Genomic DNA, 22817 nt, shown 5'->3' on the forward strand with positions numbered 1-22817 from the left:
GGCCATCGGAAGCCATATAGATGGCTTCCGAAGCCGCGAACGCCTTTCAGGGATGAAAGGCTGGGCAAAGCTACAGGGACGTAAACCAGCACTGCGGTGTTGCGAAGAACGCTGGCGTAGCTCAGTCGGTAGAGCAACTGATTTGTAATCAGTGGGTCGCGGGTTCGATTCCTGTCGCCAGCTCCAGATCTTCTAAAATGAGTTTCAACAGCCTCCTAAAACGTCTGGGGGGGCTTCCCGCTCGATTCGCGTAATCAAGGCTTACTGCTCGCCAATGAGTTGTAAAGTCTTGGCTCGGTTGGCGGCCTAGGGTGCAATCGGCACTCGCGGTGATCAGCGAGAGCGCTGAGGCGATCAGCGCCCGTTCCGGTGTACAATACCCGCTCACGGTCTGGCTGAACGCAGCCGCTGACCATTCCCCCGACAAAGATCCCTCATCCCCCTCCCTAGTCTTTACTGCCGCCGCGGCGGCCAACGGTAGCTTTCTCTGATGTCCTTTGATTCTCTTGGCCTCAAGGCCGAACTCCTGCGCGCGATTGCCGCCCAGGGTTACACCATTCCGACCCCCATCCAGGCGCAGGCGATTCCGGTCGTGCTGGCCGGTCGCGACGTGCTCGCGGGCGCGCAGACCGGCACCGGCAAGACGGCGGCCTTTACGCTGCCGCTGCTGCAACGCCTGGACGATGGGCGCGGACCGCTGCGTTTTCCCCGCGCGTTGATCCTGACGCCGACCCGCGAACTGGCCGCACAGGTGGCCGAGAGTGTCGCCACCTACGGGCAGAACCTCGCCCTGCGCCACGCGGTGGTGTTCGGCGGCGTGGGCATCAACCCGCAGATCGACAAACTGCGCAGGGGCGTGGACATTCTGGTGGCGACGCCCGGGCGGCTGCTCGACCTCGCCAGCCAGCGCGCGGTGAACCTGTCCAAGGTGGAGATTCTCGTGCTGGACGAGGCCGACCGCATGCTGGACATGGGCTTCATTCATGACATTCGTCGCGTGCTGGCCCTGCTGCCTGCGCAGCGCCAGAACCTGTTGTTCTCGGCGACGTATTCCGACGACATCAAGCGCCTCGCCGACTCGCTGCTGCACAACCCGGCGCTGATCGAGGTCGCGCGTCGCAATACCGCCGCCGAGACCGTGGCGCAGGTGGTGCACCTTGTGGACCGCAAGCGCAAACGCGAGCTGCTCTCGCATCTGATCCGCGACGGAAACTGGCATCAGGTGCTGGTGTTCACGCGCACCAAGCACGGTGCGAACCGGCTCGCCCAGCAGCTGGAGCAGGACGGCATCCGCACCGCGGCCATCCACGGCAACAAGAGCCAGGGGGCGCGCACCTCCGCGCTGGCAGGCTTCAAGGCCGGCAACATCCAGGCCCTGATTGCGACGGACATCGCCGCCCGTGGCCTCGATATCGATCGTCTGCCCCGGGTGGTGAATTACGAGCTGCCGAATGTCCCCGAGGATTACGTGCACCGCATCGGCCGCACGGGCCGCGCCGGTGAGAACGGCATGGCCCATTCCCTGGTCAGCGGGGATGAGTCCGGTTTCTTGAAGGACATCGAGCGGCTGCTCAAGCGCACGATCGATCTGCGTCTGGTTCCGGGTTTCGCGCCCACCGGCGACGATGGGCCGGACCCTGATGTCCGCCCCGACCACCGGGGGCGCCCTGGCAACGGTGGACGTCAGGCTCGCGCGGGTGCAGGTCAGGGCGGCAACCGGAATCACGCATCGCAGCCGCGCTCAGGCGATGGAGCGGCGAATGCCCCGCCGCGCAGACGCCGCGTCCGCCGGCGCAGAGCACCGGCGACCGCGCACTGAGGGATCCGCTGTCCAACGGCCGCGGACGCTCGGGCTTCGCGAGCTTTCAGGTCCGGTTCGGAAGGGTCACTTGGTTCGGCCGGGGCGGATACGTCGGCCGCGATAGGCACAGGCGGCGATGAGCGACAGTCCGGCCGCGATCAGCGCCAGCCCCGGTATGGAGTAGGCGGGAACCGCTTCGGGGACCCCGCCGAATACGGCCAGCCCGAATCGTGCGTCCCCGAACAAGGGAAAGATGTGGGCCGCTGCGCCGGCGCTTGCGAGGGCGAGGCCGGCGACGACCAGCCAGCGTGAGTGGGGCGATCTGCTCATTGGCGCTCCAATTTGGTTCGTTTTTGCGACCTGTGCGAGACTCTACCCCGAAACGTACAAACAGGGGGAGTCCGGTCGATGAAGCTTCGAGTTCTCGCGGTCGCGGTCAGTAGCGCGATCTCCACGATGGTCTGCGCACAGACCTCAGTCCCCCACACCTTTGCAAACGGCGAAATCATCGACGCGGCCAAGTTCAATGAGAACTTCGACGCGCTCGAAACCGCCATCGACAGCATTTCCCCTGGTCCGCAGGGCCCGGCAGGACCTCAGGGCCCGCAAGGTCCCGCAGGCCCGACTGGAGCGGACGGTGCAGCGGGTCCAGCAGGCCCCGCCGGTCCGGCAGGCCCCCCCGGAGCGCCTGGAGCGCCAGGTCCGCCCGGCGCCGCAGGCGCGCCTGGTGCCCCTGGAGCGCCTGGTGCTCCGGGAGCCCCGGGAGCCGATGGTGCTCAGGGCATCCCCGGCCCCCCCGGCGCGGACGGCGCACCCGGCCCTGCCGGTCCGCCCGGCGCGGACGGCGCAGACGCCATGGACCTCTGTCCGGTCACGGTCACCACGACGGTCAGCCTGAACTGCCTGGATCTGTCCGGAACCAGTATGGACGGCGACGGCGAATGTCAGCTGACGGTCACGAGCCTGGATGTGCCGGGGATCGGCGCCGGCATCCTGATGACCGTTCCGCCGACCTCCATCACCGATGGAGGCGAGCCAACCTTCGTCTGGGATTCAACGCTGCAGGCGCCGCAGACCAACAAGTCGTTCATCATCAATGGCCACTACGGGTTTGAAACGTTCACCGCGGTGGGTTTCTACCATACGGTCTGCGGAACGGTGTATTCGACAGCGTCGAGCGGCAAGACCAGCAATATCTGCGTCGCGGAAGGGACCCTGATCCGGCTCGCCTCGGGTGATCTGGTTCCGGTCGAACGGATTGGCTATGACGATGATCTGCTGGTGTGGGATTTCGACAAGGGCGAGTTCGCTTCGGCGAAACCCGCGTGGATCAAAGTCACTGAACTCACCGACCGATACAATCTGCTGCGGTTCTCGAACGGTTCGGAACTGCGCACGATCCTTCAGCACCGCATCTTCAACCAGCAGGCCGGGCGCTTCACGCCATGCATGGATGACGAAACCCCGCTGGGGACCCGCACGCTGACCAGCACGGGTGAGATGGCCACGCTGGTTTCCAAGACGGTCGTTCACGAACCGGTGCGCTATTACAACCTGATCACCGAAGGTCACTTCAACGCGTTTGCCGGCGACGTGCTGACGAGCTGCCGGCTGAACAACCTGCGGCCGATCGAGAACCTGAAGTTCACCGGTGAGGCACGGCAATACCACGATGCCGGGGCGCTCAAGGGGCTCGATCCGTATCTGGTTCGCACGCTGCGCCTTGCTGAGCAACCGTTGCCGGCAGAGGAAATCCAGTGGTACGTGCGCCGGCTGCAACGCTTCGCGCTGCCGCGGCAGGCGACCAGTCGCCGGGCATATGGCTAGCCCGGAACGGCATCCGGTATAGGGAAACTCTGAACGATTCAGAGTTTCCCGCGGCACAGGGAGGTGCCGCCATTTTCAACGGATGTAAGACGTTGAAAATGAGAGAAAACGGGAAATGACACTTTTTCGGGCTCAACGCTCTGGCAATCCGGGACGGACTGGTCAGAGCTTCCATAGTGTTTTACGGGGGTCCGTCGGTGACAAACGTTGTCGGCGCCGAGCATGAGTTCCACAGCGAGGAATACGCCATCGGGTGGTCGGAGCGATTCGTGCCGACCCCTGAGCGCCGCCGCCTGTTTGCGCTGATCAGCGCCGAGCTTGCCGAGCGAATCCCGCCCGATGCGTGCGTCGTCGAGCTGGGACTTGGCCCGGGCTATCTGGCGAGCCACCTGCTGGAGCGCATGCCGGGCATCCGTTATTGCGGGATCGATTTCTCGACGCCGATGTTGCGGATTGCACGGGAAAGACTTCAGCAATTTCCGTCACGCGTGAGCTACCTGCAAGCCGATCTTGTCGAGGAGGCCTGGGAAGAAGCCACACCCCGGCCGGTTCACGCGGTCGTCTCCACCTGGGCATTGCACGATCTCGGTAGCGAGGAAAACATCCGCGTCGTCTACGAACGGGCGTACCGTGCGCTGGAATCCAGCGGCCTGCTGATCAACGGCGACTTCATCAAACCCGACGCTGCACGACAGGATTTCGAAGCGGGGCGTCTGTATGTGTCCAGCCATCTGAAACTGCTGGACCATGCGGGTTTTTTGCAGCCTCGGTGTCTGTCGATGTTCGAGGAGGAAATCGAGCATCCGACCTCGGCGCAGAACTACGCCTGCATCCGGGCACAGCGGCGGTGAGCGCAACGCAACGACGGAGAGACTGCAGCGTGCGGTGACCGCCGCAGCCGTGACGAACGACCGCGTTGAAGCCGACACTGTGGATCTGTTCGTGGTTACGTATCTTGCATGCCCGGGCTGATGGCTTCGGCAATTGATTGCAGCACCCGGATTTCGGCGAGCATCCCGCTCGGCCAGGAACGCCAGGGTGCGGACGGCGCGGGGCCTGCCGCTCCGAATACCCTGCAACCGTAGGTCCAATCAGGGACAATACCGGCGCGGAGATCGAGCCCGTGTTCTCGCCCACATCCATGACTTTGCGTTCCCTCTGCTGCAAACACGTACTGCGAGTTGTGCTCGTGGCGGTCATGGCGTCTTCCGTCGCGGCCTGCGGACGTCCGGCCGAGCCGACGATGTCGCTGTACCGCGCGGTCGAGATGGGCAATCTCGATCAGGTCCTCCGTCATGTCGCCTGGGGCAGCGACTTCAACGAGCGCGACGTGCGCGGTCAGACGGTGCTGCACCGGGCGGCGGCCGCGGGCCGCTCGACGATCGTCGAGAAGCTGCTGGCCGGCGGGGCCGATCCGAACCTGGGCGATTCGCTCGGCGACACGCCGCTGGTGCTGGCCGCACGGGCCGGACACCTCGCCGCGGCGCGCGCGCTGTTCGACGGTGGCGCGAAGGACGATCCAACCGCGCTGCTGTTCGTGGTCGCGGCACAGGGCCTGCCGGATCGACGCCTGCTCGACCTCGTGCTGCAACGCGGCGCGAAGATCAATGCGAAGAACGACCGCGGCGAGACCCCGCTGCACGTTGCCGTGGTCAATGGTGACCGACTCGTCGTGCGGGCGCTGGTGGCCGAACGCGCGGACCTGAATGCCACCGATGCCGACGGCCGCAGGCCTGCCGATATTGCACTGCAAAACGGCGACAATTACCTGTACAGTCTCCTGCAACGTCAGGGCGGCAGCTGACGAAATCCGGCGCATGGCCGGATCCAATTCATGACCTCGACCCAAACAGACTCCCAACCCGAGCGCATCGATATCGCGCCGGTGCTGCTCTCGGGCGGCTCCGGCACGCGGTTGTGGCCGCTGTCGCGCGCGCTGTTTCCGAAGCAGTTTCTCGCCGTGGACGGTGCGCCGCACACGCTGTTGCAGCGCACGCTGGAACGACTGGACGGGCTCGACCCGGCCTTTGGCCTGCGCGATGCGCTGGTGATCTGCAACGAGCAGCACCGGTTTCTCGTCGCCGAGCAGCTGCGCAGCATCGGCCGGCGCAGCGCCGGGATCTGGCTGGAGCCCGTAGGCCGCAACACCGCACCGGCCGCGACGATCGCCGCATTGGTCGCCGAGACCGGCGATCCGGTGCTGCTGATCATGCCGGCCGACCACGTCGTCGCCGATGGCCGGGCCTTTCGCGCCGCGGTCGAGACCGGCGCACGGCTCGCCGCCGCCGGTCGGCTGGTGACCTTCGGCATCGTCCCGGACGCGCCGGAAACCGGCTTCGGCTATATCCGCGTCGGCCACTCGCTGGAGGGCGCCGATGCGTTCGGTCTCGCCGCGTTTGTCGAGAAACCGCACGCCGCGCATGCGCAGGCCTACGTCGCCAGCGGCGAATATCTCTGGAACAGCGGCATCTTCATGATGCGCGCAAGCCGCTGGCTCGAGGAGATCGCGCGGTTCCGCCCGGAGATCGACGCCGCCTGCCGTGCCGCGCACGCCGCAGCCGTGATCGATGGCGATTTCGCCCGCGTTGACCGCACGGCATTTGCGGCCTGTCCGTCGGATTCGATCGATTACGCCGTCATGGAACACATCGCCGGCGGTGACGCCGCCGTGGTGGTGCCACTGGATGCCGGCTGGTCGGACATCGGCTCGTGGTCACAGCTCTGGCGCATCGGTGAACACGATGCCGCCGGCAATGTGAAACGCGGCGATGTATTGGTCGAGGACGCGCAGAACAACCTGGTGATCGCCGGACACCGGCTGGTCACGGCCGTCGGCGTGGAAGACCTCGTCATCGTCGAGACGCCCGACGCCGTGATGGTCACGCATCGCGATCGCGCGCAGGACGTGAAGAAACTCGTCACACGGCTCGACGCGAACGGACGCGAGGAGGCGAAACTGCCGCGTTGCGTGCATCGGCCGTGGGGCAGTTTCGAATCACTCGATCACGGCTCGCGCTTCCAGGTGAAGCGCCTGAGCGTGAAACCGGGCGCCGCACTCTCGCTGCAGAAGCACAGACATCGAGCCGAACACTGGGTGGTCGTGCGCGGTACCGCGACGGTGACCTGCGACGAACGCGTGTTCGATCTCCACGAGAACGAGTCGACCTACCTGCCGGTCGGCGCGGTGCACCGGCTCGAAAATCGCACCGGTCAACCGCTCGACATCATCGAGGTGCAGTCGGGCGACTACCTTGGTGAAGATGACATCGAGCGCATCGAAGACCGCTACAAGCGCAATAGCGACGACTGAACTCCAATCGCCACGTCTCACCGTGGCGAGTGCAACCAGCCTCCGAGAGACACCCCATGGGATTCAAATGCGGAATCGTCGGCCTGCCGAACGTCGGCAAGTCGACGCTGTTCAATGCGATGACGCGCGCGGGCATCGCCGCGGAAAACTACCCGTTCTGCACGATCGAGCCGAACATCGGCGTCGTGCCGGTCAACGATCCGCGTCTCGACCGGCTTGCTGCAATCGTCAAGCCCACGCAGGTGCTGCCCTCGACCATGCAGTTCGTGGACATCGCCGGGCTGGTTGCCGGCGCGTCGAAGGGTGAGGGGCTGGGCAACCAGTTTCTCGCGAACATCCGCGAGACCGATGCCATCGTGCATGTCGTGCGCTGTTTCGAAAACGACGATGTGATCCACGTCGCCGGGCGAATCGATCCGCTCGCGGATATCGAGGTCATCGACACCGAACTCGCGCTGGCCGATCTGGACAGTGTCGAAAAGGCGCTCTACAAGGCCGTGCGTCAGGCCAAGGCGCAGGACAAGCTCGCGATCGCCCGCAAGGCGCTGCTCGAGCGTCTGCGCGATCATCTGAACACCGGTGCGCCGGTGCGTGCGCTGGCCGTTGACGACAACGAACGCGCGCTGCTCTACGAGTTCCACCTGCTGACCGCGAAGCCCGTGCTGTATGCCGCGAACGTGGCCGAGGACGGCTTCGATCACAACCCGTTCGTCGAGCGCGTGCGTGCGCATGCCGCGGGCGAGGGCGCTGCGGTCGTCGTGATCAGCGCGGCGATCGAGGCTGAACTCGTGGAACTGGATGCCGCCGAACGCGCGGAGTTCCTGCAGTCCATGGGCCAGGAGGAGCCCGGGCTGGACCGGCTCGCACGCGCCGGACAGACACTGCTTGGGCTTCAGACCTATTTCACGGCCGGGCCGAAGGAGGTCCGTGCCTGGACCATTCCCATCGGTGCGACCGCGCCGCAGGCGGCCGGCGTGATCCACACGGACTTCGAACGTGGCTTCATTCGGGCCGAGGTGATCGGTTACGAGGACTTCATTGCCTGCAACGGGGAGACCGGTGCCAAGGAGGCCGGCAAGTGGCGGCTCGAGGGCCGCGACTATGTCGTCGCCGACGGCGATGTCATGCACTTCCGGTTCAACAACTAGTGGCCTGTCCCACAATTATCTAGGGAAGCTCTGATCAATCCGTCCCGGATTGCCAGAGCTTTGAGCCCGAAAAAGTGTCATTTTTCGTTTTCTTTCATTTTCAACGTCTTACATCGGTTGAAAATGGCGGCACTTCCCTGTGCCGCGGGAAACTCTGAATTGTTCGGAGTTTCTCCAGGGAAGCTCTGAGCCGGCCCGGAAGGGGCGGTCAGGGCCTTCCTCGACTCCGGAATCGGCGCGGGTATTGATTCAGGTCTGCTTTCCGGCACATTTCCGGGGCTATATTCTGGAGAAGGCGCCGATCCGCGATTTCCGTTGCGGCCCGGAGCGCGCGGTCCATGGCTGATCCACGAGGAGTGTCGGGAACATGATCACCTTCGACGAGTTGAATACCCACAACCACAAGATCACAGAGCTCAGCACCGTGCTGAGCTACCTGCTCGCCGAGCGCGGCATGTGCGATACCTCGGTCACGAGCCGGCTGTTTTTCGAGTATGTCGATCTGGTTCATGAACACCTTGAACTCGAGGACCGCACCCTGTACGCGAAACTGCTCGTGCATGGCGACAAGAAGGTCTCGAACACCGCGCGACTGTTCATGTCCGGCGAGGTCGAGATCAAGCGCATCTTCGGCGCGTATCTGAAGAAGTGGTGCGTGCGCAAGAAACACGCCCTGAACATCCACGACTACGACGCGTTTCGCCGCGAGACCGAGGAGATGTTCGAGATGGTCCTGAGCCGCATCCAGGACGAGACCGAGAAGCTCTATCCCCTGGTGCGCCGGGTCGAGGCCGAAGCGGCCTGAGACGCCTGCCCGCCAGTTGGCGGGTCAGCAGAACGTCCCGCGGTACAGCAGTAAGGCGTCAGCACTTTGATTAGGGAAGCTCTGATTAATCCATCCTGGATTAACAGAGCGACGAAAACGAAAAAGCGCGGTTTTTCGTTTTCTTACCATTTTCAATGGCTGGCGCACATTGAAAATGGTGGCACGTCCCTGTGCCACGGGAAACTCTGAATTGATCAGAGTTTCCTTCGCTTGCCGCAGGTGTTACGACCCCGTTTCTGCTGCGAAGTGGGGGGGGGGTAAATGCCACGAAAACCAAGGTTCCATCTGCCCGGCGTGCCGGTCCATGTCGTCGGGCGTGGCCACAGTCGCGAGCCGGTGTTCTTCGAGGATTCCGACTACGCGGCCTTCCTTGGCTGGCTGGGTGAGGCGACCGTGCGCTATGGCTGTTTGGCTCAGGCATTGATGTTCTGCCCGCAACCGCCGATAGGTTTCAGCGCTGCACCAGCACCACCCGACGATTGCTTGCGCGACCGCCTTCGGACGCATTAGTCGCCACCGGTGCAAGCGGACCGACGCCCCTGCCTTCCAGCCGCGCGCCATCAATCCGGTATTCTGCCATCAGCGCCTTGACGACTGACTTGGCGCGACCTTCCGACAAACTCATGTTGTGTGCAAGACTGCCCTGCATATCGGTATGCCCGACCACATAGAGTTTCAGGTCGGCACGCTCGTTCAGGAGCTTTGCGACTTCGTCGAGCGCGGGCTTTGATTCCGGCTTGAGATCGGTCTTGTCCGTGTCAAAAAATATACCTTCCACCACCACATAACCCTGCTTGTCGAGGTCTTCAGTTAGCGCCGCCATATTCAGCGTGGCCATGCCGGTGTCCATCTTTTTCATTTCGACGACATGCACGTCGGTGTTGTTGTCGCCCACGGCGAGAACCAGGTACGCGATTTGATCGCCCTGATCCAGCTTTGCGAATACGTAGCGGCCGGATTGGTTGCCAATCGAGGCAATGGCGAATTGCTGCCGCAGATGTGCCCCGACGTAGCCATCGACGCATTCCTTGTCGGCCTGATTGCACTGATAGAGAATCTCGACACCCTCCTTCTTCAGGGCTACCTCATAATTACGGTAGATTTCCAGCACCGAACGTTCCTTCGGATTCTTGTACAGTAGCTTGGTTACCTTTCCTTCCAATTTCTCGGTATTGTACTGTTTTGCTTCTTTGTCCCAGCCCTTGAAGACACGGTACTCATCATACTGTTTTACGTCTTTGCTATAGACAGTTGAACCGGCATAGGGCGCAACCAGGGGGTGGTCGGATTTGTCGGGTTTGGCAGCCAGAACCGGCTGCGACGCCAAGCACACCAGAATCGACAAAAACTGAAACAACGTCCCGCGCATACAGTCCTCCGCAACCAGAATTGAACCATCAACAGCGACTTTCTCAGCACATGATATACCTGCAAAAAAAATGTCATCCAGAAAAACCGCCTCAAAGAACAGCTTCCCGTAATATAGATCGCGATTGAATTGAGCCGTTAGGGAAACTCTGGTCAATCCATCCCGGATTGCCAGAGCTTTGAGCCCGAAAAAGTGCGATTTTTCGTTTTCTCTCATTTTCAACGTCTTACATCCGTTGAAAATGGCGGCACATCCATGTGCCGCGGGAAACTCTGACAATTCAGAGTTTCCTTCGAGGGAAGACGCTGCCACGCAAGCCACGCTCTGAGTTTCCCGGTGTCCCCCGGCACCTTGTGCTGCGGGGTAACCTGCTGCCCGGCACGGGTTTCATCACCTGGGGCGCTCCAATCGTTGGGGGTTCCGTTGCAATAGAATAGCCCGATGGAATCCCTGCTGCTGCGGTTTGCCCGGCATCCCTGGTGGACGCTGTTCGCGCTGTTCGCCCTGTGCGTGCTGGCCGCGACCAGGCTCGGCGACGTCCGGGTATACATCGGCGCGGACGAGTTGCTGGTCCGTGGCGACCCGCAGCGCAGCTACTACGAGGAGATTTCCAGACGGTTTGGCGAGGAGCGCGTAGCACTTCTGTACCTCGCTGACGACGCGGCGCTCGACCCAGAACGCCTCAAGGTTCTGCAAAGGGCCATCAGCGCGATTGAGGCGCTGCCCTTCGTCGAGCGGGTCGACAGCCTGTTTTCGATTCCCGAGGTGCGCACCGTCGACGGCTTCATCACCAAGGAGCCGTATCTCAAGGAACTGCCGAAAACGCAGGCCGCCGCGGATGAGATTCACACCAAGGCGCTGAACAACGCGTTTCTGCGCGACGTGCTGCTGTCGGTGGACAGACGGGTGATCGCCGCTGCGATCGTGCTGCGCGACGACGGCAGCGCGGACGAGGACATCGCGCTCACGCTCGACGAGCGTATAGCACCCTTGCGCGAGATCTATGCGCAGGCGTTCGTCATCGGCTATCCCGAGGTGCGTCTGGAGATCGCCGAACGCATCCGTGCGGAGCAGGGTCGTCTGCTGCCCTGGGCCGTCGGTGCCCTGTTGCTGACGCTGTTCATCTCGCTCCGTCAGGTCGTCGACGTGCTCGTGCCACTGATGACCTCGGCGGTGAGCATTCTGTGGACCCTCGGACTCATGGGCGCGGCGGGGATCCCGCTGAACATCGTCACCTCCATGGTGCCGATCCTGCTGATCATCATCGGCTCGACCGAAGACGTGCATCTGCTCGCTGAGTTTCGCTTCGCGCAGCGACGTGGCCGCAATGTCGACGCGGCGATCGGCGACATGTCGAGACGCATGGGCCGCACTGTTTTGCTGACTTTCGTCACGACCTTCATGGGCTTTCTGTCCGTGGCGTTCGGCGGCGTGGAGCTGTTGCAGCAGTTCGGGCTGGTGGCCGCGGCCGGACTGCTGTTCAACTTCATTGCGACGATCATGCTGATACCCGCGATCCTGAAGCTGATCGGCCGCTGGCGCCTTGATGGCCGTTCACCGTTTCTGGCCCGGCACGAGTTCGGCATCGCGCGGACGTATTGCCGGCATCTGCGCATGGGGCGCCATGTCGTCGTCGCGCTGATGATCGGTCTCACGGTGGCCGCGGCCATCGGTGTGCCGCGAATCTCCATCAACGGCAATCCGGTCGAGACCCTGCCGCCGGATTCACAGTCGCGCGAACAGTTTCGCCTGGTCAGCGAAAACCTCGCCGGCATGGAGACGGTTTCCATTGTCGTCGATGCGCGAATCCAGGATACTTTTCTGAAGGCGCGTTATGTCGACGAACTGAAGAAACTTCAGACGTTTGTCGAAGGCACAGGCCGCAGCCGCTCCACGACCTCGTTCGCGGACTATCTTGCGCTGCTGAACGCGGCGTTTCAGGAATTCGAAACGCCCCGCATTCCGCAGACCGACGCGGAGGTCAATGAGCTGATGCTGTTCCTCGACTACTCGCATGTGCGGGGCTATGTGTCGGAGGACTACAGCAGCGCGCGGGTGTTGATCAGACACCGTCTTACCGACGAGCGCGAATTGCGGGCGTTCCTGCGCGATATCGCGGCCTATCTGGGGACGGAACTCGACCGCGGCCTCGACTGGCATATCACCGGCCCGTCCGTGCTGTCGCTGTCGTCCACGCATGCGATGATTCGCGGGCAGTTGCAGTCCGTCGGTGTGCTGCTGGCAGCCATCGTGTTCATGATGGCGCTGATGTTCGCCGACATCCGCGTGGGCCTGATCGCGGCGCTGCCGAACCTGTTTCCCGTCATCGTGCTGTTTGGCGCGATGGGCTGGTTCGACATTCCGCTGAATATCGGCACGACGATGGCCGCGGCGATCACGATCGGCATTGCGGTCGACGGGACCATGCACCTGATGCTGCGCTACAACGAACGCCTGAAAACCCAGGGCGATTTCGCGCGCGCGATCCACACGACGATCCAGAGCGAGGCGCTGCCGATGATTGCGACCTCGGCCGCGCTTGTCGCCGGGTTTCTCGTGTTCACGCAGTCCGAGTTTCTGCCGGTGCGCCAGTTCGGCATCCTCAGTGCGCTGGCGATCAGTGTCGCGCTGGTCGCCAACTTCGTGGTGCTGCCGCTGGCAATTGCGTCGTTGCGCGTTGTCACCCTGTGGGATCTGCTTTCGGTTCCGGAGATCAAGGAGGTCATTCGCAGCAGCGTGGCGTTCAAAGGGCTCAGCGACTGGCAGATCCGCCGATTCATCGCATCCGGCGCGATCCGGCGCCAGCGCGCGGGCGATATGGTGTATGCGGTGGGTGACTCCAGCGACGCGATGTATCTCGTGCTCGAGGGCGCCTTCGAGTCGCGCCTGCCGGTCGGCGAGGGTGAGCAGGTGGTGGCCCGTTTCGGGCCCGGCGATCTGCTGGGCGAGATCGCGCTGCTCGCGAACGAACCGCGTCACGCGCGCGCCGTGGCCGTGGCGGACAGCCGGCTTCTGGCGCTGACGCGCGATAGCATAGAGAACAACCGACGCTGGCACCCTTATTTCACCTCGCAGTTGTTCGTAAATCTTGCGGAAACGGCGAGCCGACGGCTGTTGCGGCTGATCGATCGTGAATACACCGGCCCTGCAAAGGCGCAGGAGAATCCTGATGAAAATTGATGCCTGGTCATCTGGTGCGGCCCTTGGCGCCATGTTGCTGGCGGCTGGCCCGCTGCATGCGAACCCCCAGGGGGCCGAGCCGCTCGGCGCGAGCCCGGCACAGTTCGCCGAACCCTACAGTGGACGGCGCGTCGCCGAATACGAGGTGACGCTGCCTGTTTCCAGTGAAGAGAGACATCTGTATCGCGTACCCGCGGACTGCACTGCCGCGCGCGCGGCACTGGCTGGTGGCGCGTGGCAATACGGAACGCAGGTCGAACGGCGCGTGTGGACGAAAGTCGACAACGACTGCGTGTACGCATCGATCATCGGACAGGCGGCGCGCCATGCCGACAACGATTTCGTGACCGCCTACGACTTCATGAACTCGCCGCTTGCGATGCTGCCGGTCGTGCAGCCCTGCGCGGCAGCGCTGGGCGCCGACTGTGTTCAGCTGAGCCCCGTGTTCGGATTTCTGGGCGTGCGCAAGAGCGTCGGCGAGACCGGCCCCTGTGAAATACGCAATGGCGTGTTTCGCGGCTACATTGCGCGGCGCGGCGATGAACTGGTGTGTTCGCGCGATCCGGCTGCCCCGGGCTTCCGGGTGATGTCGGCCTACTGCGCAGATGTGGATGGCGACAAGCACAACGATGTTCTGCTAAGAATTCTGCCGATCGGACCGGTAGCCGGCGCGCGACCGGTCATCGTGCCGCTGAGGCGTCCGGCCCATGGCGCGCCATTCGCGCTGCTGGAGGGCGTCAGCCTGCCGCAGCCGCTTGCGCTGCCGGGCCTTGGATTGCCTTAACAGGTTGTTGAAAAAGGCCCATCCATGGCCTTTTCAACGTCGCAACCGAAAAGCGCGGTTTTCGGTTGCTCACGAAAATCAAACACTTGTGCGTTCGATTTTCGGGCGACACGTCCCTGTCTCGTGCTAACAGGCTGTTCAAAATAGAATTTCAACAGCCTGTTAAGAATGCGACAGCTTTTTCAGCTTGCAGGGGTGCGGCGACGGGGGGCCATTGGAGTATGATGCCGGGCCGTCCGGCGCAACCCTGCGACCTGGAGGCAGGCATCCCCGCATGAAAGAACTCGAATTCGCCAGGAAATACGATCGCGAGCATTCGCAGAAGTATTTCGAGAAGCACCGCAAGGGCCTTCGCCGGCGGTTGACCAACTGGCGTGAGCTGCAGCTCGCGCGCAAGGGGCTGGTGCTGGCAGGCAATCCCGCAGTGGTGCTCGATCTGCCCTGTGGCGCAGGGCGCTTCTGGCCGGTGTTGCTGGAGGACCCGGCTCGCAGGGTGCTCGCCGCGGATGTGAACGAGGGCATGTTGCAGTCGGCGCGCGAGAACCAGCCGCCGGAGGTCGTTGCGCGCATTGAGCGAATCTTTCAGACCTCTGCGTTTGAGATCGGGCTCGCCGATGCGAGTGTCGATGGCATTCTGTGCATGCGCCTGATCCATCACATTACCGAGTCGGCCGACCGCATGCAGATCCTGCGCGAGTTCGCGCGTGTGAGCCGTGATTCGGTGGTGATGTCGCTGTGGGTGACTGGCAACCGGCAGGCCAGCCGACGGCTGCGCCAGGCCGCCGTACGGCCCAAGTCTGCGCATCTGCACACTGCGGTGCTGGAGCCTGGGGCGATCGAGGCGGAGTGTCGCGCGGCCGGCTTTTCGATCGCCGGACACTTCGACGTGCTGCCCGGGTTGTCGATGTGGCGTTTTTACGTATTGCGCAAACCGGCGGCCTGATTTGCTCGCGCATCTAGCCCGCGGAACGTCGGCGTTGCCGTCTTGCCTCTGATGCGTTGACCTTGCGCTCGACGCGTGCCGCCAGTCGGCGGAACAGGATCTTGGCCCGGGCATCCAGTCGTTCGATGCCGAGATAACGGCGTAGAAAGCTCGCGCGCTCGCGCGGTGACACCCACAGGGTGTTGCGCGCGAGGATGCCGACGTCGCGCAGCATCGTGTAGCCGCGCCGGATCCCGAACCGCGCCATCTCCCAGTCGATGATCGCAACCTCACCGGTGTGCGGGTTGGCCATGACGTGCTGATCGCTGGGCTTGTTGTGCTGGATGCGGGCCGCATGCAGGATCGCCAACTGCTGCGCGGCGGCGTTGGTCAGCCTGCGCAGGTCGGCGCGCGAAAGCGCGCCGCACTCGAACTGCCGCTGTATTTCATCGAGCGCAACAAAGCCTTTCAATTCCCGGGTCGCAATCAATGCTTCGGCGCCGCGGATTTCGAAGAACACACATTCCGGCACATGGACCCCGGCCTGTGCGGCGTTGCCCAGCATGCGCTTCTCCCGGTTCAGTGTCGGCTCGCGGCCGATGCCCAGAAACGACGAGGTGTAATGCTCATGTTGCACCTTGACGTAGAGCGTGTCCGCCGGGCTGCCGGCGTGACCTTTGAGATGGAGCCGGTAGACACCACTCCAGCCGCCGCGGCGTTTGTTCGGTGGCTCCACCCAGTCGCTGTCGTGCTGCCACAGGCGCTCAAACAGACTCTCGGGTGCGATCCCGTAGCGGGCGAAGTACGCGCGGTCGATGAACGGTTCGAGGATGGCCGGCATGGGTGTTCGGTCTGATAGGTCGACAGGGCGCACAACAGCGCGACCGCGGGAGGCGGAATCATACCCGAGGGCGCCTCGATGGCGGCGCCTGTCCCACCCATATGACGCCTGAACGACTGCATGGTCGCCTGCGCTTGTAGGGCTGCTATGATCTCGATGCGCCTGCCCCGGCACCTGTCGTTGGGTCCCGTTCCGGTCCCTGATTCGGGGCCGACACACAAGCTCCAGAGTCACGGATGTCATCGTCATCTGCACGTCAGCGTATTGCCCCGCAACGGATCGAACCGTTCTGGAACCGCATTCCGGCGTTTTTCCGCTATGCGCTTTCTCCCGTGCCGCTGATCCTTTACGCCGTGGTTGGCGCCGTGACGGCCATCCTGCCGTTTTTTGCGGTACTGATCATCGTCTATGCGCTGATGACCAAGTACGCGTTTGAGGTCCTGATCCAGACCTCGGAGGGCGAGATGCGTCCACCGGGCCTGACCGGTGATGTTCTGAACGAACACTACGAACTGGTCTTCAAGCAGATCTTCATCTACGTGTTGTTCGGCGGCATTGTCGGCGGACTGGCGTCACAGGGACTCGTTGGACTGGCCGGGGTGGTCGTGGTGATCGGGCTGTTCCTGCAGCCGGCGATGACCATGGTGCTGGCATCCACGAACAGCTTCGTGGCGGCGGTGAATCCGGCGATGCTCGTTGCGATGGTCGTGCGCGTGGGCTGGTCCTACCTTGCGCTGTACGGGCTGCTGCTCGTCGTGTACATGGGCGAGGAGAACCTGATGGGATTCCTGCTCGCGCATCTCGGCACGCGTGGCCAGATCGCCACCGCGATGATGATCAGTCTGTTCTTCGCCGTGCTGGCATATCACATGATGGGCTATCTCTTGTACGAGCATCACGAGGACTTCGGCATCGAGCAGCGCGCGAAGACCGCTTCCACGGATGAAGGGACGGAGGCGCGGCTGGGGCTGTTCTACTCGTACATGGATCGCGGCCTGACCGATGCCGCCAAGGCCGAGCTACTTTCGCTGGCTGCCGAAGACCCGGCCGACAACAAGCTGCAACGCAAGGTCTGCGCGCTGCTCATGACCAGTGGCTCGGAGACCGAAAAACTGCGCTATGCGCGGTCCATCATTCCGGTCCTGCTCGAGTCAGGGGGCGTCGGCATGGCCGCCGCGGTCTATCGTGACCTCGTGGCCGGCAATCCTGATTTCGCGCTGCGTAAGCCGGGGTTGTATCGCGCGCTCGCCAACGCGCTGAATGCCGTGGGCGAGCACAAACTCGCGGTGAGCCTGACCCGCAATCTTCACAAGCGGTTTCTGAACGACAACGAGGTTGCGGAAATCTATCTGGATGCGGCGATGGTGCTCAGCGACAAGCTCGATCGTGACGATCTGGCCATCCGCCTGCTTGATTTTGTCGTGGCGAACTACGCGAACCATCCGCGATGCAATGAGGCTTTTCAGCTCGCGACGGCGCTGCGCGACGCGGCGGTGAAGTAGACCTCAGGCGCGCGCCTTTTCGGCATAGGCAATCAGCTTGCCACCGCGCTCGCGATCGCCGCTTTGCATGTGCTTGCGGCCGAGGGCGGCGGCCAGTGCCGCGACCTGTTCGGTGCGCCCCAGTTTTTTCGCAAGATTCACGATCAGGCGTTCGGCCTCGTCCAGTTCGCCGGTTTCGGTGAAGCGTCCGGCCAACTGGGCGACGAGGGTGGTGCCCAGACGTGGAAGCGGTCTGGCACGTTCGATGTATTCTCGAAACGTTTCCAGCACCCAGGCGTCGGTGTGGGGGTCGTGTCCCGGCAGTGCAAGGATTTGCTGACTCAGGCGGTGATACTCGTCGCTGGAAGGGTCCATGCGGCTGCACTGATGCAGGTGGTAGAGCACTCGTTCATCGTCGGGATGTCGTGCATGCAGCCGCGCCAGGGTCGGCCGAGCGCTGCGGTATTCCAGCTTTTCACACAGTGCCACGGCGGTGTCGAGTTCGCGGTCGAATTCCTTGCGGTCGTCCTCCTCATCGATGTGTGCAAGTGAAAACGATGGCAGCAGCCGGCGCACGCCCGCGGCGATGACGCCGCCCGTGACGAGACCGCCCAGGTGCGCGGCATAATTGATGTTCGATTCGGTGTTTACGAAAAGCTGGTACACCTCGTTGGCGATCCACAGCGGCAACAGCGTGATCGCCGGCAACATCGCAAAACCAAACACGACGAAGAAAAAGTAGAAAAACCGGATCTTGCGGGTCCAGAACAGCACGGCATACATGCCCATGAGCCCGGAGATTGCACCCGAGGCGCCAATGCCCGGCACCCGGTCAGCGGGATTCAGCAGGAAATCGAAGCCTGCCGAACCCAGCCCCGCCAGCAGATAGCACAGCAGATACGCAACCGAACCGAAGGTGCGTTCGACGAGAAAGCCGACTGCAATCAGAAAGAACAGGTTGCCAAACAGATGCATGACATCGGCATGCAGGAACATGTGTGCGGCAAGTTCCACGGGTCGAACCGCGATGGTTTTGAGTCCGTATTCGCGGTAGACGACTCCTGCCATCATTCCGTCGAACTGTTCACGCAGCGCCCGCCAGCGCCGATACTGGGCGGAGTCTGGCCGGATCAGCTGGCCCCCTTCAACGGCTCCGAGAAAGTCGTCGTCGTGGATGGCCCACCAGCTCCACGCGAACAGCGGGGGTTCGTCGGCGCCGGCGGCTGCTTTTGCATTGGGAAAGATTTCCGGCAGGGGCAGCCCGCGCGCACCGAGATAGGTCTTGTAGGCGTCGCGCTCGATCCCGGCCAGCCCGGATTCGTGATAGTAGTCGAGCGCGTCGCTGAGCCGCTCGTTGTCCCCGGACTGCCAGCCGAAGTAGATGAGGATGTTGATCAGCGCCAGCAACAGGGTGGCGACCGGCGGATGCTTCCAGTCGATCTGACGGTCAAACGGGATGATCAGCACGTGTGGTCCTTGTTCCTCGGGCTTGCTGACGCCGTAAATCCGGTGGCCGCGCCGTCGCATGGCACGGTCGCCGCATTGTCGGGGGCAGGCGCGAGGGGCGCAAGGTCGACTGCCAGACAGCGCAGCCGAGTGCCCGCTTCTACCGGCCCGGCTTGAAAGCCCAAACCGCTTGGCTCACCCTAGACGGCAATCTGGCCCGGGACGCCGGGTCTCTCACATGCCCTGAGCATGCATTTTCCGCGCTTGATGTCATTAGGTTTGGTGATGCTGTTGGCGCCGGCGTCACGGCTGGCGTGGGCCCTGCCCATGGTGATGCAGGGCGAGCTGACGGGCAATCCGGTCGAGCGGTTCGGCGATCTGAGCACGGTTACCCTGGCGTCACCGGCGCCGGGTTCTGGCTGGATGGCCACGGACACCACCCTGGGGCCGATCGGCACCGCCGCGTTCGAGTACAACGCGATGGGCTGGCGCGACGATGGCTTTCTTTACGGGCTTGAACTGATTGAAACCGGCAACACCGGCCTGGTCGTTCGTATCGATCCGACGACCGCCATGCTTGCAGGCGCGAAGCTGAGTCCGAATTTCGCGGGTGCACCAGGCTGGAACGCAGGTACACGCTACGACGCCGGCGATGTCAACAACCTTGACGACGTGTTGTACCTGTCGACGAACAACACCGCGCTGTTCATGTACAGTTTCCTGACCAACACCATGAGCCAGATCGCCATCAGCGGCGATGTCGGCTATGTCGCCGACTGGGCCTTCAATCCTGCGACAGGTCTGCTGTATGGCGCGGATACCCAGGGCCAGCTGGCCACTTTGAATCCGGTGACGGGCGTGCGCACGGACAGTGCGGCGATCATGGGCTCTGGCGTTGCATTCGGCGCCGCCTGGCACAACCCGGCCGACGGCCTGCTGTATTTCTATCGCAATCAACCGACCGCGACCGGGGTGAGCATCTACGGTGTCACCTCCGGTGGAACTGTTCAGAATCGCTGGGGCGCGCCGACGGCGACCCTCAACGACGGCGCGTTCGTCGCGTTCACACCGCTTGCCGCGCCGCCCGCGTGGGGGTTTTTCGTGCTCGGTCTGCTCGCAATGAGGGCGCTGGGGCGCACACGGTTCAACTGACAGGGAGACTGATATGAGTGAGTCCGAGAATGTCGCGATCCTGAAGGCGGGCTACGACCACTGGAATGTGAATCGCGAACAGGCCTTTGACAGCTGGCTAGGGCTGATTGCCGAAGACATCCGCTTCCGGTCGCTGGCGAATGGCCTGGACGGAATGGCATTCACCACGGAATGCAATTGCAAGGAAGACATGCTGCGATACTTCCAGGGACTTGCCGCGGACTGGGAGATGCTCCACTACACGATCGATGAGTACGTCGCGCAGGGCGATCGCGTGGTTGCCATTGGCAGTTGTGGCTGGCGCCACAGGGCGACCGGAAAGGAACTCGAAACCCCCAAGGTCGATCTTGTAACGATGCGCGACGGAAAGATAACGGATTTTTTTGAGTTGTATGACACTGCACGTGCAATTGCGTGCACGACGCCATAGGGAAGCCCTGATCGAGCCGTCTGACTTGTCAGGGCAACAGAATCAGGCTGGCAGGGTTTTTCGTCTTCTGTACGGAACCTCTGATCAATCCATCCAGGATTGCCTGTGCGGCGAAACCGAAAACGTGCGATTTTTCGCTTTCTTGCATTTTCAACGGCCTGCAGTCACCGAAAATGGCGGCACTTTCTTGTGCCGCGGGAAACTCCGCGTTGTTCAGGGTTTTCCTGATCTTCAAACGCTGGCCGCCGTCGAAGATGGTCGTACGATTCTGTGCCCCGGGAAACTCTGACCCGACCGCAGTGGTCCGGGCAGGGGCGTCATTAGCCGGTGCGTCGTGTCCGGTCAATTGCCGTCCGAGTGAAGGATGAATCGGGCCAGGAACCTCCCGTTGGCCGCAATTCATCGACGATATGCTATGACAAATATCTAAATTATCGACTTTGTTCTGGCGCCTCGGTTCGTAAACTGCTCGCCATGAAGATTTCCATTCAAGTCCATGGTCCGGCCGCCTGAGCGTCGTGACGCCCGCTGCGCGGACGGCGCGATCACATTTTCCCGACATGGCGTAGCGCTGCGCGGATCAGTCGGCGTCGGGAGATCGACGCGCACGGCGGGCACGCATGGATAAGCTGGTTTTCGCACTATTGCTGCTGCCGCTCGCCGGCGCGCTGCTTACCCAGATGCTGGCGGCACGACTCGGCCGCGACAGCGCGCGTTTCAGCATCCTGGGTGGAACGGCAACGCTGGGCGTGGCCGTCGTGCTGCTGGGGCTTGCACTCGCCGGCGTGCCCGCAACTCAGCTCCAGATCGGCTCTGGATGGGGTGTGCTGCTGTTCGATCCGCTCAGCAGCCTGATGGCGTTCGTCGTTGCAGGCATCAGCCTGCTGGTGCACGTGTATTCGATCCGGTACATGGCCGAGGAGCGCGGTTACGCGCGCTTTTTCGTGCTGCTCGATCTGATGACCGCGGCGCTGCTGCTGATGGTCAGCGCCGGGGACCTGGTCACGCTGCTGATCGCCTGGCACCTGATCGGCGTGCTGCTGTACTTCCTGCTCGGCCATGACGTCACCAGCCACACGGCGCATCGCTATGCCGCGTGGACGCTGCTGACCTATCGCTTCGGCGATCTGCCGCTGCTGGCCGCCGCTGCGCTGCTGTATCAGGCGTTCGGCACCTGGTCGCTGCCCGACATCTTTGCCCGGCTGGCTGCCGCGCCCGAAACCACGACGCTGTTTGACCTGCCATTGGCCGAGACCGTGGGCGGCCTGGTCGCATTATCGGCGTTTGCGCGTTCCGCGCAGTTCCTGCTGCACACCTGGCTGCCGTATTCCATGAGCGGGCCGACGCCGGTGTCGGCGCTGATGCATGCCGGCATCGTCAATGCCGGCGGCTTTCTCATCAATCGCTTCGCGCCGGTGTTCGTGGCGACGGATGGAGTCTTGCACTGGATCTTTGTGGTCGGCCTGGTTACCGCGGTGATTGGTTCGATGCTGATGCTCGCGCAGAACGACATCAAAAAGGCGCTGGGCTACTCGACCATGGGCCAGATGGGTTTCATGATCATGGAATGCGGCGTGGGTGCGTTTTCGCTCGCGGTTTTCCACCTCATCGCCCATGGTCTGTTCAAGGGCACGCTGTTTCTCGGCGCCGGCAGCGTCATCAACGAGGCGCGTCACGATGACGGCGTGCCCAAGGACGATCTGTACACCTTCGTGGTCGAGCGACGTCCGGCAAAAAGCCGTCAGCCGTGGCTGCTGATGGCGGGCGTCACGCTGGTCGTCCCGCTGACGATTCTCGCGCTGTCGCACTGGCTGGTCGCAAACGACTTTTTCCAGAAGCAGGGCGCCGTCGTGCTGCTGTTCTTCGGCTGGGTCACGGGCGCGCAGCTGATCTTCTCCACGTATCGCATGCGTACGGAAAACGTCTGGCGGCTGATGGGGCTGATCCTGTTTTCGTTCACGGTCGTGGTCATCGGCTACACGTTGATCAGCCACGCATTCGATGTGTTTCTGTATCCGGATGAGGCATTTCGTTCGGGCATCTATGCCGCGGCGGGGATCGACCTCGTCTGGTTCGATGCGCTCGTCATCCTGATGACGCTGGTCGTCGTGCTGGGCTGGCTGGTGACCTATTACACCGAGCAGTCCGGCGTACGCGGACAGCGACGTCTGGGTACGGCATGGCGCCATTTCTACACCGTGGTCGCGCGCGAATTTTTCGTGCAGAACTTCTATGCCCGGCTGTCGTCCACGCTGATCGGTCTGGCGAAACGCCTGAATGTGCTGCTGCGGTGGGCGTGA

The 22817-nt window shown here is 62.8% G+C and carries 19 protein-coding genes and 1 tRNA gene; 15 read left to right on the top strand and 5 right to left on the bottom strand.

The window, feature by feature from the left end; all coding sequences use genetic code 11:
- Positions 1-110: 110 nt before the first annotated feature.
- Together KDG50_01985 and KDG50_01990 are read left to right on the top strand one after the other, a co-directional pair.
- Positions 111-186: transfer RNA gene (locus KDG50_01985), tRNA-Thr, on the top strand.
- Positions 187-490: 304 nt separating this feature from the next.
- On the top strand, positions 491-1819 hold the full coding sequence (locus tag KDG50_01990; protein ID MCB1864172.1) for a DEAD/DEAH box helicase: 1329 nt from the start codon (positions 491-493) through the stop codon (positions 1817-1819).
- A gap of 66 nt (positions 1820-1885) precedes the next feature.
- Here KDG50_01990 and KDG50_01995 read toward each other — a convergent pair whose 3' ends face one another.
- Positions 1886-2131 (bottom strand): hypothetical protein, encoded by a 246-nt coding sequence (locus tag KDG50_01995; GenBank protein ID MCB1864173.1) that lies wholly within the window; start codon positions 2129-2131, stop codon positions 1886-1888.
- Here KDG50_01995 and KDG50_02000 point away from each other — a divergent pair.
- From KDG50_02000 to KDG50_02025, 6 genes are all read left to right on the top strand, one after another.
- Positions 2114-3628, top strand: a complete 1515-nt coding sequence (locus KDG50_02000; protein MCB1864174.1) for a hypothetical protein — start codon at positions 2114-2116, stop codon at positions 3626-3628. The two genes, KDG50_01995 and KDG50_02000, sit on opposite strands and share 18 nt — an antisense overlap.
- Before the next feature lie 197 nt (positions 3629-3825).
- Positions 3826-4479, top strand: coding sequence for a class I SAM-dependent methyltransferase (locus KDG50_02005; protein MCB1864175.1), 654 nt, complete (start codon positions 3826-3828; stop codon positions 4477-4479).
- Positions 4480-4826: 347 nt separating this feature from the next.
- On the top strand, positions 4827-5432 hold the full coding sequence (locus KDG50_02010; GenBank protein ID MCB1864176.1) for an ankyrin repeat domain-containing protein: 606 nt from the start codon (positions 4827-4829) through the stop codon (positions 5430-5432).
- Between the two features lie 30 nt (positions 5433-5462).
- On the top strand, positions 5463-6938 hold the full coding sequence (locus KDG50_02015) for a mannose-1-phosphate guanylyltransferase/mannose-6-phosphate isomerase (GenBank protein MCB1864177.1): 1476 nt from the start codon (positions 5463-5465) through the stop codon (positions 6936-6938).
- 56 nt (positions 6939-6994) lie between these two features.
- Positions 6995-8086, top strand: coding sequence for a redox-regulated ATPase YchF (gene ychF / locus KDG50_02020; protein MCB1864178.1), 1092 nt, complete (start codon positions 6995-6997; stop codon positions 8084-8086).
- A gap of 367 nt (positions 8087-8453) precedes the next feature.
- The gene (locus tag KDG50_02025) at positions 8454-8891 is read left to right on the top strand and encodes a hypothetical protein (GenBank protein ID MCB1864179.1); all 438 of its coding nucleotides are present in this window, start codon (positions 8454-8456) and stop codon (positions 8889-8891) included.
- 472 nt (positions 8892-9363) lie between these two features.
- On the opposite strand, the gene KDG50_02030 is transcribed toward KDG50_02025, so the two are convergent.
- A complete protein-coding gene (locus tag KDG50_02030) occupies positions 9364-10560 on the bottom strand; it encodes an OmpA family protein (GenBank protein MCB1864180.1) in 1197 nt (398 codons plus the stop codon).
- Positions 10561-10722: 162 nt separating this feature from the next.
- Between KDG50_02030 and KDG50_02035 the strand changes: the two genes are divergently transcribed.
- The 3 genes from KDG50_02035 (at position 10723) to KDG50_02045 (ending at position 15188) form a co-directional block, all read left to right on the top strand.
- The gene (locus tag KDG50_02035; GenBank protein MCB1864181.1) at positions 10723-13461 is read left to right on the top strand and encodes an MMPL family transporter; all 2739 of its coding nucleotides are present in this window, start codon (positions 10723-10725) and stop codon (positions 13459-13461) included.
- Positions 13451-14245 carry a hypothetical protein gene (locus KDG50_02040; protein ID MCB1864182.1) on the top strand — a complete coding sequence of 265 codons (795 nt, stop codon included), beginning with the start codon at positions 13451-13453 and terminating at the stop codon, positions 14243-14245. Before KDG50_02035 ends, KDG50_02040 begins: the two co-directional genes overlap by 11 nt.
- Positions 14246-14519: 274 nt before the next feature.
- Positions 14520-15188, top strand: a complete 669-nt coding sequence (locus KDG50_02045; GenBank protein ID MCB1864183.1) for a class I SAM-dependent methyltransferase — start codon at positions 14520-14522, stop codon at positions 15186-15188.
- 13 nt (positions 15189-15201) lie between these two features.
- Here the strand turns inward: KDG50_02045 and KDG50_02050 are convergent, their stop codons facing one another.
- The gene (locus tag KDG50_02050; protein ID MCB1864184.1) at positions 15202-16008 is read right to left on the bottom strand and encodes a phosphotransferase; all 807 of its coding nucleotides are present in this window, start codon (positions 16006-16008) and stop codon (positions 15202-15204) included.
- Between the two features lie 236 nt (positions 16009-16244).
- On the opposite strand from KDG50_02050, the gene KDG50_02055 reads away from it, so the two are divergent.
- The gene (locus KDG50_02055; protein MCB1864185.1) at positions 16245-17510 is read left to right on the top strand and encodes a hypothetical protein; all 1266 of its coding nucleotides are present in this window, start codon (positions 16245-16247) and stop codon (positions 17508-17510) included.
- A gap of 3 nt (positions 17511-17513) precedes the next feature.
- On the opposite strand, the gene KDG50_02060 is transcribed toward KDG50_02055, so the two are convergent.
- On the bottom strand, positions 17514-19016 hold the full coding sequence (locus KDG50_02060; protein ID MCB1864186.1) for a rhomboid family intramembrane serine protease: 1503 nt from the start codon (positions 19014-19016) through the stop codon (positions 17514-17516).
- 204 nt (positions 19017-19220) lie between these two features.
- Between KDG50_02060 and KDG50_02065 the strand changes: the two genes are divergently transcribed.
- Together KDG50_02065 and KDG50_02070 are read left to right on the top strand one after the other, a co-directional pair.
- Positions 19221-20087 (top strand): hypothetical protein, encoded by an 867-nt coding sequence (locus KDG50_02065; GenBank protein MCB1864187.1) that lies wholly within the window; start codon positions 19221-19223, stop codon positions 20085-20087.
- A 13-nt stretch (positions 20088-20100) separates the two neighbouring features.
- Positions 20101-20517 carry a nuclear transport factor 2 family protein gene (locus KDG50_02070; protein MCB1864188.1) on the top strand — a complete coding sequence of 139 codons (417 nt, stop codon included), beginning with the start codon at positions 20101-20103 and terminating at the stop codon, positions 20515-20517.
- 28 nt (positions 20518-20545) lie between these two features.
- Here KDG50_02070 and KDG50_02075 read toward each other — a convergent pair whose 3' ends face one another.
- Positions 20546-20863 (bottom strand): hypothetical protein, encoded by a 318-nt coding sequence (locus KDG50_02075; protein MCB1864189.1) that lies wholly within the window; start codon positions 20861-20863, stop codon positions 20546-20548.
- A gap of 274 nt (positions 20864-21137) precedes the next feature.
- On the opposite strand from KDG50_02075, the gene KDG50_02080 reads away from it, so the two are divergent.
- Positions 21138-22817, top strand: a complete 1680-nt coding sequence (locus KDG50_02080) for an NADH-quinone oxidoreductase subunit L (protein MCB1864190.1) — start codon at positions 21138-21140, stop codon at positions 22815-22817.

Source organism: Chromatiales bacterium (genome assembly GCA_020445605.1).
Lineage (GTDB): Bacteria > Pseudomonadota > Gammaproteobacteria > JAGRGH01 > JAGRGH01 > JAGRGH01.